The following is a 15,724-nucleotide window of genomic DNA, read 5'->3' on the forward strand; positions in this document are numbered from 1 at the left end:
TAGCGAACAGCGCCGCGGCAATGGTTAGCTTCTTGAACAAGGCAAAGTCCTCGGTGTCTGGTGTTAATCGATTATTTGGGTTGCTATGCGGGTATCTACGAGTTCATCCTCGACAAGCGCATAGATCTCCTCCGGAGGAGTATTCAGCGAATACAACATGAGCGCCGGTTCCACACCCATGTCGATGAGATGCTGCATAGTTTCTCCTTGCCCTTTTTGGATACCCTCGACGGCGAAAACGACTGGAATCAGGCGGGGCTGCTCGTAGTAGTGTTGGTGCATACCCACAAGGCCGCGCAGCGAGACAATGCGATCTTCTCCGCCTGCTAGGATGTAAGGGCATGAGGACACGCACATCGCGCCAGCGAGAACGGCAGAAGCCAGCTCAGCCTCTCTAACTTTCTTACCGATGGACAATGCCTCTGAAACCACTCCTCCCGGGCTGTGAAGAGCTACCAGGTCAGGCTTCTCCTGCATGTCCGACAAGTACGAAGCGAAGCGAGACGAGTTATCCACCTCTATCTGACCGCTGAGTAGAAGTACCCTCCCCAGTCCTTCGACTTCCTGAACCGTGAAGTCCAATCGGCTTGGAAATGCTTCAGGTACGGGGACGTCTAGTGGCCCGTCTTGAGGCACAAGCGATGGATCACTGCGGTCAGTGCGATACTCTCGACGTTGATCGCCGGGGGTTATCGGACCAGTCGGGAGTTGAACACGCTTCTTGAACGGGCTTGGTATTACACCAAGAACGTCCGACGCTATCAGAACGCCTGCAATAGCAAGCTGTAGGATGAGAACGTAGCGCAGCCCTGAACGAGGATCGAGACGACTTAACAGGCTCATCACGTTTCATCTTTTTGTGGAGTGGCGCGGTTGAGGATAGCTGCGTCTGCCACGCCCATAGTCGCCTCTACGTCCTTCATGGCGTTCATTGCCGCTCTAAGGTCAGAAAGCGTCAGAGTATCCTCAATGCTCATGCCGTCCTTACCACTGCGGATTGCGGCTTGAGTGATAGCCAGCACAAACACCAACACGGCGGGCAACAAGTCGATGGCTATAGCTCCAGCCCAAGAAGGTACGAAGTTGTGCGCGTACTTGATTACTGCATCGGCGCTGGAAATCGGGTTATATGCCGTCTCGATGGGCGGCTCCATGTCCAATACCTCGTCAGCGGCGTTCTTGAGTGTCTTGCTGCGCTGGTCCAGCGCATTCAAAACGGAGTTGATTGTGGACGATTGCGCGTCTCGCACGTCGGAACTGCGCCCATCAAGCTCTGGAAGTACGACCGAGGATGGCAGGTCCTCAGCAGCACGAGCAACAAGTGGTGCTACGCTGTACTGGTTGAGGCGCGAGATAACACCCGCCAGCTTCACGCTTTCCTCGGAAAACTGAACCGAACGGCGATCCACTGGACCGGGGGCTACAGTAAGCTCGCGCATCTTTGCGAGGATTTCGTTGCCTTGTTGGAAGGCTTCCTCGATAGGTTCTTGCTGCGCCGCGATCTGCTCTTCAAGGTTCCGCAACTCCTCAGCTTTTTGTGTCAGAACACGAAACACGGCACCCCGACCGGCGGTGCCTGAGAGGTCTCCGGACTGCTCGAGTTCCGCCAGTTCTTCAAAACTCTGGCGGGCGCGTTCCACTTCGCGACCCAACGCTTGACCGCTGAGGGCTATGTCGTGGGCTTGCTCGAGAGCAGCTTGGTAGTCACGAACAGTATTCTCCAAGTGTTGTTCGACTGCCGCCGAGCCTGCGAGTGCGGCTGCGTTCAGCCAGCTAGACATGGCGATAATTGCGACAGAGCCAACAATCGTGGAGATCGTCAAACCAATGAAGCCACTAGCCGTACGCATTGAAGGCAGCAGACGGAGCATGTAGCTCCAAAACACGAAGATGCCCACAGAGACAGCGATTGAGTACGCAACGGCTGCGAAGAAAGAAACCGCACCGTTGTCTTCGAGCAATGAGGACACGCCGAGATAGGTGTAGATACCAGATGCGATGGCTAGGACACCCAAGGCTGCGGGGGTAAACGTGTCCAACCACGCAAGATGACCTTCTAGTTCTTTTGCGGTCCTAAGTCCCTTAGCTTCCTCAGCCGTCAAGCGATCCTTGTTCTCCGTCATACTACAACAGGCTCCACACTCATCACGCGATAGTTCGTCACTTAATCATTTATTAAGACTTTTCACCCTGGGTTGCACATCTGGACGATACGAATTGATTGCTTTTGCGAAGCTGCCACTCTTCTGCGATTTTCTGCCAAACTGCGCCGCCAGCTCTAGAAGACGAGAAAAACATCAACCAATTGAAATTCCGATAGCCATTCTGGGAGTGGCAATGAGCATGGATCATATGCCTCGTTGTCACACGCGTGAATTCGCTCAGCGGGGTAAATCCGTCACATCTCCCTGCGTGAATATGATGTGTCCCTAGCGTATCAACCCGAACGTGTGCTTGGTTCGATCCTGATCCAGAGCAAAAATTTGATTGACCTAACTCTTGGAGACCTAGCTCATGGAAATCTTGATAGTTTTGGGTTTGGTTTTGGCTGTTGCAGTGTATTTGGCAATTCGCAGTAACAGGCCAGGCGATACAACTACTTCGTCGAGTCAGTCAGGTGTGAATGAGAAACCTAGATTGACCACGAACCAACGGCAGCGCACAACGCCGCCACAGAGTTTTGATCCAGACCATACGCTACCGAAACCCGACGTCACGATACTGGCGGGTTCAGCGTACGTTGTAGATGGCGATACATTGGTCATTAAGAAAACACAGGTCCGTCTGTTTGGTGTCGATGCTCCCGAGATGAACCACCCCTATGGCAAGAAGGCAAAATGGGCGCTCGTTTCGCTCTGCAAGGGTCAAAAAATTAGGGCGGAAGTGACCGAGCAAGATACCCACGGACGGACTGTTGCAAAGTGCTACCTCGAGGATGGCCGTGATCTATCCGCAGAAATGGTCAAACTCGGCCTAGCGATAGATTGGCCAAAATTCTCAGGCGGAAAGTATCGATCAATGGAAATGCCTGATGCCCGAAAGAAGCTGTGGCTGGCAAATGCACGGCAAAATGGACACATGGGTCTGTGGAAGCAATATGAAGCAAAGCAAATGGCTCGGAAGATGAACGATTGAAACTATCTGCCAGCAAACCTTAACGCACAGCGGTCACGGCACAGAATCACCGGATGCAAGCTTTTCATTGGTTCTCTGCTTAACAAAGCTGGCAGCATCGCGCGATCTAAATTTGCCCTATTCTGCGTCCTATTTTTCCCGAATTAATGCAAATGGCATAGCTTAGACGACAAAATAGGGCAAAATAGTGCCATCTTGATACACCAAGATATGCCCTTCAATATATGTCCAATAGGTAAGTAAAGGACAATGTATGGCACTCGATCACAAGCTGCTGAAAGAAACACTAAAGAGCAGAAAACTCACGCAGTCTCTAATTGAAGACTGGACTGGGAAAAATATCCGAACTGTCAGGAGGTGGTTGTCTGGGCAGAACCAACCTGGAGAGGAAGACATCAGGACAATTGCGTCCAAACTAAATATCGAACCCGAAAAACTCGACCCTCGGCTGGAAGAGCAAAGTGCTGGTAAGATTTAAGTGAGCGCCAGGCTGTCTGTGGCTTCCCACAATGCTTATCAAATATTGAAGAACCGTTACGGCGTAAGCCAGACGGAAGTAATCGAGTTGGCACCCATAATGTTCGCGGCAATCGCAAAGTTTTCTGACACGCTTGCAAGGCAAGAGGCCAGCGAACTCGAGAAGGTGAGCCAACGCTACCCGATTGATCCAAGTTCTGTACAACATGTCGCGGTTGAACTGGCGTTTGCAGAAAGCGGACTGATATTTGGAACGGACAGTGAAACCGGCGACTACTTAGACTGCATTGGAGTTGGTAACCCGTTCGCGAATTGCATTGACTATTTGGCAGGTGGTTCGTCTAGAACTCGGGTTACTCCTCTGGGTGAATGTCCTGGAAGCAAAGACTTTGTTGTCGACGAAACCGCTCTCCTTGAATTGACCAGCGGAGACAAAGAGCTCGCGACTGCAATAGCAGACGGTAAGATTAGGCTCGATTTGATGCACAAAGATTTGTGGAACGAGAACCGCACCGATGAAAGGTTAAAGTGGCTGAAGGACAACTTGCCGCCCAAGGCCGACATGAAGAAATTCATTGAGCGTTTTAAAGACAGGGACCCAAAAGCAGCGGCAACATTCGAGAATTTGCTGTTTGAGGAAGGGGATGAAGGATGAACCACTCACGCTCAAATCCAATTGCCCTCACAAAACACGCAAAACAACGTGCTGCTCAACGCTGTATAACAAGCAAAGCGCTTTTGTTGCTGCTCAACTTCGGGGACGAATCTGACACACGTGACGGCTGTTATAGCTACAGGCTGAGCAGAAAAGTGGCGAGAGAATTGGTTGCGGAAATGGCAGACCAAGCTGTCCTTGATGAAGCATGCAAGCTGCGAGTGATCGTGTCACCATCCGGGGACGTAGTCACTTGCTACCATTGTTCTGAGCGCACGCTGCGCGCGCACAAGCGTCGTAGCAGGGTGGCCAAGCGCAAGCGAAACTTGCGCTAAGCCCAAAACCTACAACGAATTCAATGAAATACTTCAAGGGCGGCGCTCTGCGTGGTCAGGAGACAGGTATGTTCCGGGAGGAAAAAATGTCATCAAGTAACAAAGCAATTCTTATCGGAAATCTGGGTGCAAAGCCTGAGGTCAAGATCTTCGAAAATGGCGAATCCATTTGTCGGTTTTCGCTCGCCACGAATTCAAGCTGGAAAGACAAGAAAACCAACACGTGGCGAGAGCTGACGCAGTGGCATCAAATCGTTCTACGAGACGAATACCTGGTGGACCTAGCCAAACGGCGGCTAACCAAAGGTACGAAAGTGTATGTCGAGGGAGCGATTGAGACGCGTACCTGGGAAAATCTTGAAGGTCAGACCGTGCACACCGTCGAGATAGTTCTCCGAAAATTTCGAGGCGAGATGAAAGTGCTGAGCGGAGGTATTCATCAATCGGACCTAGTGAGCGGCTGGCCTAAGCCCGCTGACTCACCAATGCGTAACCTGGATGACGACATCCCTTTCTAAGTTCTAACAGGTGGAGAACAATGGCTAAACTGACCCAAACGGAAAAACAGGCTATTGCAGAATACGAAGCAAGCCATGAGGTGAAAAAACTACCAGACGGAGAAGCGGACTGCGCCAAAGCATTGAGAAAATGGAGAGTTTGGCCGCTTGGTGGAGGATGCGTACCATCTTACAGAGAGGAAATAAACGATTGTCACTAAACCTCACATCGCCAGCAATTCCCGATGAATTGCGACCATTGCCCAGGTGTCGCGCGTGCAATAGGCCACAAGATCAGAATAGACCTTCTCGCGCGCTGGATCGTCCGGTTGGGTCAGTGTCACTCCCTTCCAAAGACGAGACGCGCTTGCCCCCTCTTTGATATCCAGATCATCGTATGAAAGTTCTGGCAAAAACGCAGGCAGAACGGCCTTGATAGAGGCGCTTCCCTTGAGCGCGGGATCGTTGATCACTTCATCCGCAAACGGCTTCATCAAATCTACAACACGAGCATTTAGGCCTTCCAGAAACTCAGCGTGCTCTGGATAAGTTTCCGCCATTTCCGTATTGCGCGATTTTTCGAACGGCGCATACCAAACCACAACGGAGCCAACGTCACCCATGTCCTCACGAAGTCTTTTAAGCAAGGCTGGCATCGGATTACTGGAGGCGCGGTGGAGATATTCCCTGTGCTCGATTTCTCCGCCAGGCTCATGCTGGATATGCAAGGAATACTGGAAAGCCACTTGCTGATAGGGACGCGTTCCGTCCCAGGGTGGCAGCAAACTCTGAGAAGTCTCGTAGTCAAAATAGTGAACCGGATAGACAATCTCGCTCAGAAACCTGCTTAACTCCTGATGATCGATAGTGCGTGCACCGTTCGCCACTGCTCTCAAGTAGCGTTGCGTCGACTTGCCCAACACAGATGGATCACTGATCTCGTCAATCTTTGTGATCCCGTCTGCGATGAGTTCGGAGGCTTTTTCCGCGTTCATGAACGGAAGGCGGTGGATGCTGTCCGGCGCGATTGGAGGGTCTAGCTTCTCGCGGATCTCCAGCCATTCACTATAGGATTTAAGGCGCGCACGTTCGGGGGACGGATCAGGCATCGTACCGCTGGCAACGACGCTCAATGCCTGATCGATACGCGTGCGTGTTTTTTCGAGCTGCTCAGTCACAGCATCCGTGATGTCAGTGATGCCAACAAGCTCTTGCGGATTGATTTCGCCGTTTCTGACGTAATCACGGTTCACATGTGCCACTTCGCAGCGCGCAATGGGGAACCCGGCCGCCTCAAGCACCACACGCTGGAATGCGAGATCAAACGCATGTTCGGGCTTTGCAGAAGTCCCGCTCTTGATCTCTGTCAGAACGTACCCATCGTCACTGCGGCTCACGATGTCGGAGATGCAAGTTATGGTTCCATCTTCAAAGCGTCCCTGCGCCACGGCGTTCGCACCATCTCTCCAAGCATCCAGAGTACGCGCGGGCAGAGCCTGGTATTCTGAAAAATCTGAAAAACCGAGGCGAACGAGATCACCAAATAGCTCCTCTGCATAAGGCTCAAACGCGTGCCCCTCGTCAAAGCGTGCTTGCAATGAGGGGTCAATTGGCGGCAACAGATGCCTGGCGTGTTTTTTGATCCATAGCCAGGCGGGGTGCCTGAGAAACATCATGTAATCTGATTTGGATAGCATCGTATTATTTGCATTCCAGAGTGGGCCCTACAGGTAAACGAACACCATAACCCTCATTTGTCTACGCCTGGCTTTTCGGAGCGATACCGCGACCACGTTCGTTCCTGAAGGAAGTAGCACTCAATCACACCAACGACCGACCGAAGTTCCTCCTAACTTTCGAGACGGCTACGCATTACAGCGGAAAACAGTGATTTCTTTAGACTGCAAAAAGCCGTCAGTGGGTTGCGACGCGCGCGTGGTGTTCGGGAAAGGCACTCTTAAATGCAGCATCCATTAGGAGGCGCGCCTTGTCTTTCTCAATAGACTGCGCCGCCATCTCCCTGATCAAACCCTGTGTGGTGAGAAACACTGCTTCGCTCAAACCAATGTTATTTGTTTTTGCGGCCAAAATGGCCGCTTCGATATATCCATCAATTTTGATTTTCAGCAGAGTCTGGCGCTGCTTGTTCAAGTTTTTGAAGTCGTTCATCGATCAATCCTCCAACTTTTGCTCAATTTCGATTTGCAATCAAATTGCATCTTGGTTGGCCGCCGCGCCTGCAACTAACAGCGCCTCAGCAAGGTCTAGTGCATCGTCCGGCCAATAGGTTTTGGCTCGTGGGTGATGGATGTCATCCGCTATAACTGGTCGACAGGTCAAAACGGCATTTCGCCATTGCAACGGTACGGCATCGCGTCCCTGCAACGCTCCGACAAGAGCACCGCAAATTGCAGCATTTGTATCGGTGTCTCCGCCACAAGCGACAGTTCCAACCACCGCATCCCGAAGCGATTGCTCGGCCATCAAGCAATAGAATGCGTTCTGAAACGCCGTGAGTACCCAACCCATTTGATGCTGGAACTCGGTGGGACGTTTCGTTCGTGCTGCCAGAAGCCGGCCGCGTACAATAGCCGCGCCTTCATCCTGACCCGCATTGGCATAAGCGGACGACCACATGTCTTCCTTGCTCCCTCCAGCCACACCCGTAGATACCGCCGCAGCAAAGGCAGCATTGGCAGCAACGGTCACCTCATTCGGATGGGTGAGAGAAGCGTCTTGGCGTGCGATCTCTGCGGCCAGCGCAGGCGTTCCGCTTGCAAAGACCCCTATAGGGCTCACACGCATCAATGCCCCGTTTGCTTGGCTATCTGAGGCGACGGGGTCACCTTGTGCCAGCGCAGATATTGCACTGCTGGTTGTCATTCCAATGTCGAAGGGTCGGGACGTCCGCCATTCGACATAAGCATTCGCCACGTGATCTCTGTCGAAACGATCCATTGCGCACAGGCTCCGGGCCAGTGCCAAAGCCATTTCACTGTCATCTGTGGGTTGGCCAGCAATCAGGCTCCAAGTGCCGCCATCCTGAAGACTGTCGACACCACCCGGATGCCTGCGGGCAATCGTTTCTGCCTCCTGAAATTCCACGAATGACCCCAACGCATCGCCTGCCAATTGTCCCAACAAGACACCATGTGCACGCGAGAGGCTAACGGGCAGATTTGTGCGTTTGCAGGGAACGGCAGGGCAGCGGGCGGATTTCGGGTGCGCGGTCATTTGGGCACCGGACAATCCGCGTACCAAAGCTTCCGCGCCTGCGACAACACCATCGAAGGAGGTTTGACTGTAGTCGATAGGACTTCCGTTCCTCTGTGCGATGACCTTGCCAGCACCAATTATCAGGGCGTGTCCACCAGCAATATCCCAAGAAGACAACCCACCTACCAAACTCATGGCAGCGTCGAGCTCCCCTACAGCGGCGAGCGCCAATCTGTAGGCGGGGCTAGGCAGTGTGCGCACACGGAGCCCTTTGAGGCTAACGTGGTTGGCCAGGGCAAAATCTGCTGCGTCTGCATTTAGTCCAACAATTGGCTTATCTTGGGAACCGGTCGGATTGATAACCTTTCCATTGCGTTTCAGGTTGCCTCCTTTTGCCCACGTGATCAGATCGCCCGCATCGTCCGGAGCTGTGGGTGCATACACCACGCCCAGTATGGGCGTATTGTTTTCAAGCAGCGCCACGGACACAGCGGACCCGCGCAAGCCCTTCATAAAGTCCGCCGTCCCGTCATGAGGATCAATCACCCATGTCAGAGACCCGTCGATCAACGAGCTTTCAGTCTCTTCTCCAAGCCAGCTTGCTGGCTGAAGGCGCATCAGATTTGTTTTCAAAAAGGCTTCTACTTCGGTGTCGACGATGGCCTTGTGAAGGGTTCCGCGCGGCCCCTCTGGTCGATGAAACTCGGCTCGGATCATTGCACCGGCCGTTTTTACCAATTGGATGATTGCTGGCAGTTTTTTAGAAATCGGGTTTTTGGTCTTATTGATCATTGAAGGTTCTCCGTGGATTCTTTCGATTGACGCCAACTTAACCAACCGTCAGACCTGAATTTGGATCCCTCGGGATTTTGCGGAATTCGAACTAAGCGAGTGTAACGCGTGGAAAACGCTGTAGGTTTCTATTGGACACTACCTGTTACTTGGGCGCATTTTGTAGAACTACCGAAAGATTTGGAAGCTGCGGCCACTGTCAGCAAAACTATTCGCTATCAGATGGAACTGATCAGACGATACGCGAAAGACCATGACTACAATCTCATACATGAAGAGATTTTTCTCGAAATCGAACCTGACAGGGGCAGCGTACACATCCAATCAGCTCTGGACTTCATTGAGCGCATGTGTCGAACCAGTAGTGCAACCATTCTAGTCGTCGATTTTTCAGTTGTGCAGAACTGGCGTCGGAATGGGTATATGGACGAATGGTTTGAAAACGCTGACATGCCATTTATTCGCATCCCGCCTGATCCGCTGCTGTCCGCTGAATGGACTTTCGACCCCGGCCAGCATTTTGGCGATTGGCGCAAGCGGCACTCGGACTGGATGAACTCCAAGCACGAACGAGAAGCGTTTGCATTGCGTCGAAGTTTAGAGCTTCAGGAAACCGGTCTGAGCGTGAACGCAATAGCCGAACAATTGAACATGGAAAAAACTCCCTCACCAACAGGGAAACCATGGCGAGAGAGCAATCTCAGAGCCTTCATGAAAAAGCACAAATGAGGTTGCTCCCGTTCTTCCCTGAGTCGGAGTTAAGCGCCACTAAGCTTTTGAAATGATGCCAGGGGTCCTGTGACCGCTTCCAATTTTGTTCGTGCCCTTCTGTCGTCGCCGAAAATCAGGGCTGACTTTTCCCGCGATGTACGCCCAGCATTGTTTTTTAATCGAAACGTGACTTGGATCGCGCACTTACCGTCAAAGCCCCCACCATAGATAAATCTATATGGGTCTTTTGACATTTCTTTCGCGGTGGGGAGGTCTTGCGCAGCGAGCTGTTTGGAAGCCCAGATATCCGGCATGAACCTGGCACAGTCAGTCGGTGAAAGAAATATCACATCATGGGATTGAACGGCACGTTGGATCCGTGTGCCGCCCTTTTTGAAACTCCGCCATTGTTCAATGCGGTCAACAGTGGCATCCACAACCACGGGTGAAAGCAGATACACGTTTTTGGGACATTCATTGTGGATCAACCGGATGCGATCCATCGCCTGTAATATCTCCATTTCCCGGATTTGCCTGAGAATCCTATCCCCCCAAGCATCGGGATGTGCAACGACCTCTAAGGGCGAAACCCCTCCTTTCAGCCGGATACCTCTAGATACTTTAGTGTACTCCCCACTTTGGAAGGCATCACCTGTAGCGGCAGCATAGGCTCGCGCGATGCGCTCTATGTCCTGACAAGCCGGTTGCTCACGGCCAATTACAAGTGCTGAAGGGCAACCCTCCCATCTGTTCTGCCCCCTTAGAGCACCAAAGTGCCCTGCTCGTTCGGTGTTGATAAAGTCGAGTGACTGGAGAACACTTTTGTTTGCAAACACCGCGGCGTTAGGCTGGCGCGCAATGACTTGTTCAACCCAGGCTTTGAGTCTTTGGTTTTCTTCTAGGATCTTTGTGCTTAATCCTTGACGAGCTTGGCTTTCCTGACACAGTCGACGCTTAGAAAAATTGCATCCTACTACCTGAGTAATTTTGGCGTTTCGCTCCACCGGATGGTGATGGCATTCAAGATCCGACCCAAAAGCTACACGAGACAAATCTTGATCTGCCGTTCCATCAAGATACAGAAAGGGGACGTCGTTTCCATGCTTAAGCGACTTGACCCTAACAGCTGTCAAACTCGGCTCGCGTTTTGGGTCGCGCCAATCAGGGCCTTGTTTGAAAACGCCCACGGCTTCTTCAAGACCATTATCGATTTCGGAGCGAAGGCACTCGAGCAAAAACTGAAGCGACTGAGCTTCTTCGGTGGGCAGTCTTTGCAGCCTATTGCGCAAGCGCGCAATGTCCCGCGTGTTCCATGTTTGAGTGCCATAGCCCAGAGCCTTTCGAAGAATCACTGACACCGATTTCGAGTTAAAGGCTTCGAGTGCCGCGATAGCTTGTTCGAGGAGTATGGACGTTATGCCAGAGGCTCTGAGTGCATTCAGAGACACACTGCAAGACTGCCCAAGCGAACTTAAAAGGGCTCGTTGAACACGGGTAACGGGATGCTCATCGACAACGGGAGCAACTCCTTTCGTAGCGCCGTGTTCCTCCGAAAATGACCGGGCCTCAGGAAGAATGAAGTCACCGAGTTCTTCCAATGTGACATCTACACATTCAACGGCGAAATCTCTCGGACGTTCATCAAAGAGGACAAGGTCAGGTTTCGCTTCACCCGGCAGCGGCAAGTAGCCAAGTTCGTGCGGCGCAAAAACGATTAGACCAGTCTTGTTCCTCAAAGCCCGTTTGATCTCGGCCTCTTGGCGAAGATACCCGCAAGTGTCTTGATGTGGACATCGTTTGCATAGCGATGAACGAACCGACCAACCTCGAGCCGACACGTGCTGGGCTGTCTCAAACACCCGGCACATTTTTACTCCATTTTCCATTGGGTCGGGCTGACCCCGCCCACGTAGGCCTATCGCGAGGGGAGCACCAGCCGGCGCATTGACGATATAGTCGTCGAGCGCTTCTTGAACTTTTGCATGATCCGGCAAGAGCATCAGTGAAACCAGGCCATGTGTTTTGTGAAGAAAGCCCGGCGCTCCCTCTCTGCCAACGAGGAACGCTGTCTTCCCAACGCCTTGCGCCCCGGACAGAAGAACACGCGGCGCTGTTACAGGTCGAGGGCCATCTGTGAATTGCCAAGATTTGGCATGGTAAGCCAAGGCTTGTCTTCCCCAGTCTTCCAAAACCTGGGCATGCTTTGCGATGGCCTCTTCACGATGGAGGGTCGGAGCTGGATAGAAAGGTACTGTCGCGACTTTAATGTCGCTTTGGCTGAGCGGTCGCTCCAGGCCAGTTTCGAGACCGTTCTCAACTACTTCGTCCGCACGTTTGTATCCAACAGATCGCGCAGCTTCGACAAGGCTTACTCGAGCTTCGTCGAAGGAAATGTGTCCACCTGCTACGTAGCCGCCAACGAGTTGAACTTCGTCGAAGATCCGAGGATTGGATGCCCCCTTCAGCACGATTCGTTCGCAGGCCTTGGACAACTGCTGTCGCCCAAAACTGGATGTAGACGTGCATCCTTCTAAAGGCTTTGGAAGAGAACCCTTGTCGTTTCTTCTATTGGACTGCCTTGGATTGGCATGCCTTTTCTTGGCTTCGATTGGGAAAGCAATGAGCGAGGCATCAACGGAACCTTTGTACCCTCTAAACACTCCTGATCTGGGGCGTCCTGCGAGTGGATCAGATACGCCCTGAAAGATCGGGAAGGCCGTATAATTGGGTTGAGCAATGCCCGCGAGAGACTTGTCGCTTCCAACATGTTCGAACAAAAATAGACGCTCGTGGGCAAACAGAGGACGGTTTGCCAGGCACCAAAAGTGAAACTTGGCGAAGTCGTCTTTTCCGGGGATTGCCGCGCTGGAAGACGCTTGCCAAACCACGGATACACCTTGCAGCACAGGCATCTTGCGACAGAGTTCGCTCCAGGCCCATCGCGCTAAGGTCGCCGGATCTTCCCATCCCAAATGGCCGGGACGTACGAGATCATCCACATCGAAATGTAAAAGGTAGGAGCCTCTGTCTTCCAGCGTCGCAGGCACCCCGTCACGTGGATTGGCCAATCTCCGTATTTTCTGTTGATTGCGGCATGCCTTGGTGACTGAGCCCATCACGACCACTTTGGACGGCTCGTGAGCCAGCTCTGTGAGCAAAGCTGCCAGACCATCAAACCCTGAGATTTCGGCTTCATGAGGTTTGAAGTGTTTTGCTCGACTGCTGCGCTCCACCCCGCCTGGATGAAACACCTTCGTTTGAGGTTTATTGGTGCTGGCCTCTAGGACAGTTACTTTGAATACATTAGTTTTGGCGGCGGCCTTCGTTGTCCGCTTGGCATCAATTGCCATATTTCTTTCTCCTGAAGCACTTGGCCAGGCGCGTTAAGTTTCCGCAAAAGGACTTTCAAAAAGTCAGTCGCACTGCTCGGACCCAACCTTTGTGGCTCTCTTCCATTGGCCAGCGAAATTGCTGACGGATGCAGTGTCTCAATGTTGGATTTAGCGGTGGTTTCGTAGGTCCGGTTTCGAGGCGGGCGTTCAGGTTTTGTTAACCTCACGCATCACCCAAGCTAGCCCAAGGGTAGGATTGGAATGGTAAGCTTTGCCGAGCCAAGTCTTGCTATGTCCGTCTTTTCAAATCCAAGGCAAACAAATCCTTTCTGAAGCTTGGCATCCCACTACTTGGTTTTCCAAAGCATCCTTAAATTTTCCGAAAGGTCGATCTGCCAATATGGAACCAGGCTAGAAAAAGGAGTTTTTAAGTGCCTGTTATTTCGTTTCTTTCTGCAAAAGGCGGATGTGGAAAATCAACCACATGTGCGTTGATTTCCCAAGAACTCTCAAGGCTAGACCTGTCCTCAATCATTCTGGACACTGATCCAAAACGTTGGATTTCCAGTTGGGCGAACCTGAAACCGCTGAACCGCAATATCGATGTGCGCCCAGTTGACCCAGAGAACCTTACGGATGCCGTCTTCAAGTCCGCAGTAGAGGCGGATTTTGTACTGGTGGATGTCGAAGGTTCAAATGATGCCAGCCTGATTGACGCAGTCTTGGTTTCTGACTTTGTGGTTGTACCATGCCGGGCAAGCAGGATGGATGCGCTAGGAGCCGTACAGGTTCTCAAGCAAGTAGGTCAAAAAAGCCAGGTTCTGGGTCGGAAAATTCCGGCTGGTGTACTGCTCAACCAGACTGAACCCGGGGCAGTAGAGTTCCGGATCACAGGCGCTATTAAAGCCATTCTCGAAGAAGCCGGTGCGCCAATTTTCAAAACGCAATTGGCGGCTCGACCCATGTTTCAAGCGATGATGAGTCTGGGTGGAGACTACGTCGATCTACCTCGTTCGTTCCAAGGATCTTCACCAAAATCAGCTTGCGAAAATGCGAGGGCACTGGCTCGCGAGGTTCTACTGCGCGCCACAACACCTGGCTACGAACATGTATAAGGAGAGCCGGATGAGCACGCACACTAAAGTACCGAATATTGGCAGCATTCAGGAACACACACCAGACGACATGAGTTTCGAGCGCAAGGCACCAGTATCGCCGTCACAGTTGAAATTGGCCCAGATGAGCCCAAGCCGACGAAGAGCAGCACTTCGGACAAAAACCTTTACTTCAGATGTAAACCCGGAGCTATACGCTGCATGGGACGAACTCCGTGAGTTTAAAGAGCTAACAGTCGTTCGAGCTCTCGAGCTGTCGCTAATTTCTTTCCTCAAAACCAATGGCAAGGACTTCAAGCTCTAAATCCAATCTCCGGTGTGCTTTGCCCCGGAGATACCTTTAATTGGTACGACTATCCTGCCTTACCCGTGCGTTGTTTTCTTTTGAAAAAAGAGATTGGTAAGGCAACCCTTAACCCAAAGAGACGATCACTCTCAGGACAAAACCCTTTCAGTTTCTGTAATTCGAAGACTAACTATTTGCCGGTCAAAAATCATACCGAAGCAATCGTTTTGCTAACGGACTTGGGCGACGTTGCGTAATTGACAAATTGATCTTGCGCGAAGCGAAATGAAGCTTTTTCATGCTTTCGATGACATCGAAAGGCGGGCAGCATATTGGCAAAAAAACCCCTTCACATCTACCCAAGCGGGACAAAAATTGCTCCGGAGTGTCTCGAGAACCCAAAGGCATACCTAAGCGTTGAAGGGACGATCACCTACTGGGAGCAAAGGCTCAAAAATAGCCAGTCTAGCGTGATCCAAAGACATGCCCGAAACGCGCTCGATGCATGTAAGCGATATAAGAAATTTACTGCGGGAGCACTGACGCTAGTTGAAAAGCCCACCGTTGCAGTTCCTCTATCTAATACAGAAGCAGGAAACGCCCCGACCACGGTTCAAACAGCGACCAAAAGGAAGTCAAAGAAGCTCTCCAAAAAAGAAGTAAAAGACGCTTTGCTTCGAGACCGCAGAGCTCGTGAGCAAAACACGTTGCGCCTCAGAGCATTAAGAATGGAAAAAGAAGCCAAAGAAAAGGCGGAGCGTGATGCTGCGCAAAGGCTCACTGAAGAACAACAGCGGATGCTAAATGCAATGCGCGCGAACCACGAAGCTTGGTCTGTCGCGTTTAGAAAAGCGAGAAAAGAAGGACCTATCCCGTTCCGTGAAGAAGACTTCACGAAAGACCAACTAGTCTTTTGTATTCAGCAGGTCAGGCTTGGTTTGTATCCACTTTGGACGGCTCGTCGCGCACATTGGCGTGACAGAGGTTTAACATACGTGCATGCCCACAGCATGATTTCCTGGGTTACAAAAGAAAAGTTTGAACATGCCGGCTTCGACCCTGTTGCATTTGAGCGCCGCGCTTTAGGACGCAGCATGTAAAGGCGGGAACGAAGTAATCTCAGCTGTTCCAAGTTTCGCGTCTACGAGGCAACTACCTTTCGCAAACTGCGAA

Annotated in this window: 15 protein-coding genes; 9 read left to right on the top strand and 6 right to left on the bottom strand. The window is 51.8% G+C overall.

The window, feature by feature from the left end; genetic code table 11:
* Positions 1–63 precede the first annotated feature (63 nt).
* Together ACT2B1_RS15775 and ACT2B1_RS15780 are read right to left on the bottom strand one after the other, a co-directional pair.
* On the bottom strand, positions 64–843 hold the full coding sequence (locus ACT2B1_RS15775) for a COG3904 family protein (protein WP_481668124.1): 780 nt from the start codon (positions 841–843) through the stop codon (positions 64–66).
* On the bottom strand, positions 843–2,123 hold the full coding sequence (locus tag ACT2B1_RS15780) for a hypothetical protein (RefSeq protein ID WP_152457318.1): 1,281 nt from the start codon (positions 2,121–2,123) through the stop codon (positions 843–845). The genes ACT2B1_RS15775 and ACT2B1_RS15780 overlap by 1 nt, the downstream gene beginning before the upstream one ends.
* Before the next feature lie 391 nt (positions 2,124–2,514).
* Here ACT2B1_RS15780 and ACT2B1_RS15785 point away from each other — a divergent pair, with 391 nt between their 5' ends.
* The 5 genes from ACT2B1_RS15785 to ACT2B1_RS15805 all read left to right on the top strand — a co-directional run bounded on the left by ACT2B1_RS15785 (position 2,515) and on the right by ACT2B1_RS15805 (position 5,320).
* Complete coding sequence (locus ACT2B1_RS15785; protein ID WP_171123516.1) at positions 2,515–3,135, top strand: thermonuclease family protein; 621 nt, start codon at positions 2,515–2,517, stop codon at positions 3,133–3,135.
* Between the two features lie 253 nt (positions 3,136–3,388).
* Positions 3,389–3,613: a helix-turn-helix domain-containing protein gene (locus ACT2B1_RS15790; protein WP_481668125.1), complete on the top strand. Its 225-nt coding sequence runs from the start codon at positions 3,389–3,391 to the stop codon at positions 3,611–3,613.
* Positions 3,614–4,267, top strand: a complete 654-nt coding sequence (locus ACT2B1_RS15795) for a hypothetical protein (protein WP_481668126.1) — start codon at positions 3,614–3,616, stop codon at positions 4,265–4,267.
* Between the two features lie 358 nt (positions 4,268–4,625).
* Positions 4,626–5,120 (top strand): single-stranded DNA-binding protein, encoded by a 495-nt coding sequence (gene ssb, locus ACT2B1_RS15800; RefSeq protein WP_217354432.1) that lies wholly within the window; start codon positions 4,626–4,628, stop codon positions 5,118–5,120.
* Positions 5,121–5,140: 20 nt separating this feature from the next.
* The gene (locus ACT2B1_RS15805; protein ID WP_141138502.1) at positions 5,141–5,320 is read left to right on the top strand and encodes a hypothetical protein; all 180 of its coding nucleotides are present in this window, start codon (positions 5,141–5,143) and stop codon (positions 5,318–5,320) included.
* A 3-nt stretch (positions 5,321–5,323) separates the two neighbouring features.
* Here ACT2B1_RS15805 and ACT2B1_RS15810 read toward each other — a convergent pair whose 3' ends face one another.
* From ACT2B1_RS15810 to ACT2B1_RS15820, 3 genes are all read right to left on the bottom strand, one after another.
* A complete protein-coding gene (locus ACT2B1_RS15810; RefSeq protein ID WP_481668127.1) occupies positions 5,324–6,775 on the bottom strand; it encodes a DUF2779 domain-containing protein in 1,452 nt (483 codons plus the stop codon).
* 238 nt (positions 6,776–7,013) lie between these two features.
* Complete coding sequence (locus ACT2B1_RS15815) at positions 7,014–7,268, bottom strand: hypothetical protein (RefSeq protein ID WP_171123521.1); 255 nt, start codon at positions 7,266–7,268, stop codon at positions 7,014–7,016.
* 39 nt (positions 7,269–7,307) lie between these two features.
* Positions 7,308–9,107, bottom strand: a complete 1,800-nt coding sequence (locus tag ACT2B1_RS15820) for an inositol monophosphatase family protein (RefSeq protein ID WP_481668128.1) — start codon at positions 9,105–9,107, stop codon at positions 7,308–7,310.
* A gap of 108 nt (positions 9,108–9,215) precedes the next feature.
* Here ACT2B1_RS15820 and ACT2B1_RS15825 point away from each other — a divergent pair, with 108 nt between their 5' ends.
* Positions 9,216–9,836, top strand: coding sequence for a recombinase family protein (locus ACT2B1_RS15825; protein WP_481668129.1), 621 nt, complete (start codon positions 9,216–9,218; stop codon positions 9,834–9,836).
* Positions 9,837–9,865: 29 nt separating this feature from the next.
* Here ACT2B1_RS15825 and ACT2B1_RS15830 read toward each other — a convergent pair whose 3' ends face one another.
* Positions 9,866–13,168, bottom strand: a complete 3,303-nt coding sequence (locus ACT2B1_RS15830; protein WP_481668130.1) for a hypothetical protein — start codon at positions 13,166–13,168, stop codon at positions 9,866–9,868.
* Positions 13,169–13,581: 413 nt separating this feature from the next.
* On the opposite strand from ACT2B1_RS15830, the gene ACT2B1_RS15835 reads away from it, so the two are divergent.
* From ACT2B1_RS15835 to ACT2B1_RS15845, 3 genes are all read left to right on the top strand, one after another.
* Complete coding sequence (locus tag ACT2B1_RS15835; RefSeq protein ID WP_481668131.1) at positions 13,582–14,265, top strand: nucleotide-binding protein; 684 nt, start codon at positions 13,582–13,584, stop codon at positions 14,263–14,265.
* A gap of 10 nt (positions 14,266–14,275) precedes the next feature.
* Positions 14,276–14,569: a hypothetical protein gene (locus tag ACT2B1_RS15840; protein WP_481668132.1), complete on the top strand. Its 294-nt coding sequence runs from the start codon at positions 14,276–14,278 to the stop codon at positions 14,567–14,569.
* Between the two features lie 314 nt (positions 14,570–14,883).
* A complete protein-coding gene (locus ACT2B1_RS15845; RefSeq protein WP_481668133.1) occupies positions 14,884–15,651 on the top strand; it encodes a hypothetical protein in 768 nt (255 codons plus the stop codon).
* The last annotated feature ends 73 nt before the right edge of the window (positions 15,652–15,724 follow it).

This window comes from Ruegeria sp. S263 (assembly GCF_056780525.1).

Excerpts from the sequence above, each read along its gene's own strand:
- ACT2B1_RS15775 (WP_481668124.1), bottom strand. The coding sequence starts at position 843 with ATGAGCCTGTTAAGTCGTCTCGATCCTCGTTCAGGGCTGCGCTACGTT.
- ACT2B1_RS15805 (WP_141138502.1), top strand. The coding sequence starts at position 5,141 with ATGGCTAAACTGACCCAAACGGAAAAACAGGCTATTGCAGAATACGAA.
- ssb (WP_217354432.1), top strand. The coding sequence starts at position 4,626 with ATGAAATACTTCAAGGGCGGCGCTCTGCGTGGTCAGGAGACAGGTATG.
- ACT2B1_RS15830 (WP_481668130.1), bottom strand. The coding sequence starts at position 13,168 with ATGGCAATTGATGCCAAGCGGACAACGAAGGCCGCCGCCAAAACTAAT.
- ACT2B1_RS15785 (WP_171123516.1), top strand. The coding sequence starts at position 2,515 with ATGGAAATCTTGATAGTTTTGGGTTTGGTTTTGGCTGTTGCAGTGTAT.
- ACT2B1_RS15840 (WP_481668132.1), top strand. The coding sequence starts at position 14,276 with ATGAGCACGCACACTAAAGTACCGAATATTGGCAGCATTCAGGAACAC.
- ACT2B1_RS15820 (WP_481668128.1), bottom strand. The coding sequence starts at position 9,107 with ATGATCAATAAGACCAAAAACCCGATTTCTAAAAAACTGCCAGCAATC.
- ACT2B1_RS15810 (WP_481668127.1), bottom strand. The coding sequence starts at position 6,775 with ATGATGTTTCTCAGGCACCCCGCCTGGCTATGGATCAAAAAACACGCC.
- ACT2B1_RS15815 (WP_171123521.1), bottom strand. The coding sequence starts at position 7,268 with ATGAACGACTTCAAAAACTTGAACAAGCAGCGCCAGACTCTGCTGAAA.
- ACT2B1_RS15790 (WP_481668125.1), top strand. The coding sequence starts at position 3,389 with ATGGCACTCGATCACAAGCTGCTGAAAGAAACACTAAAGAGCAGAAAA.
- ACT2B1_RS15780 (WP_152457318.1), bottom strand. The coding sequence starts at position 2,123 with ATGACGGAGAACAAGGATCGCTTGACGGCTGAGGAAGCTAAGGGACTT.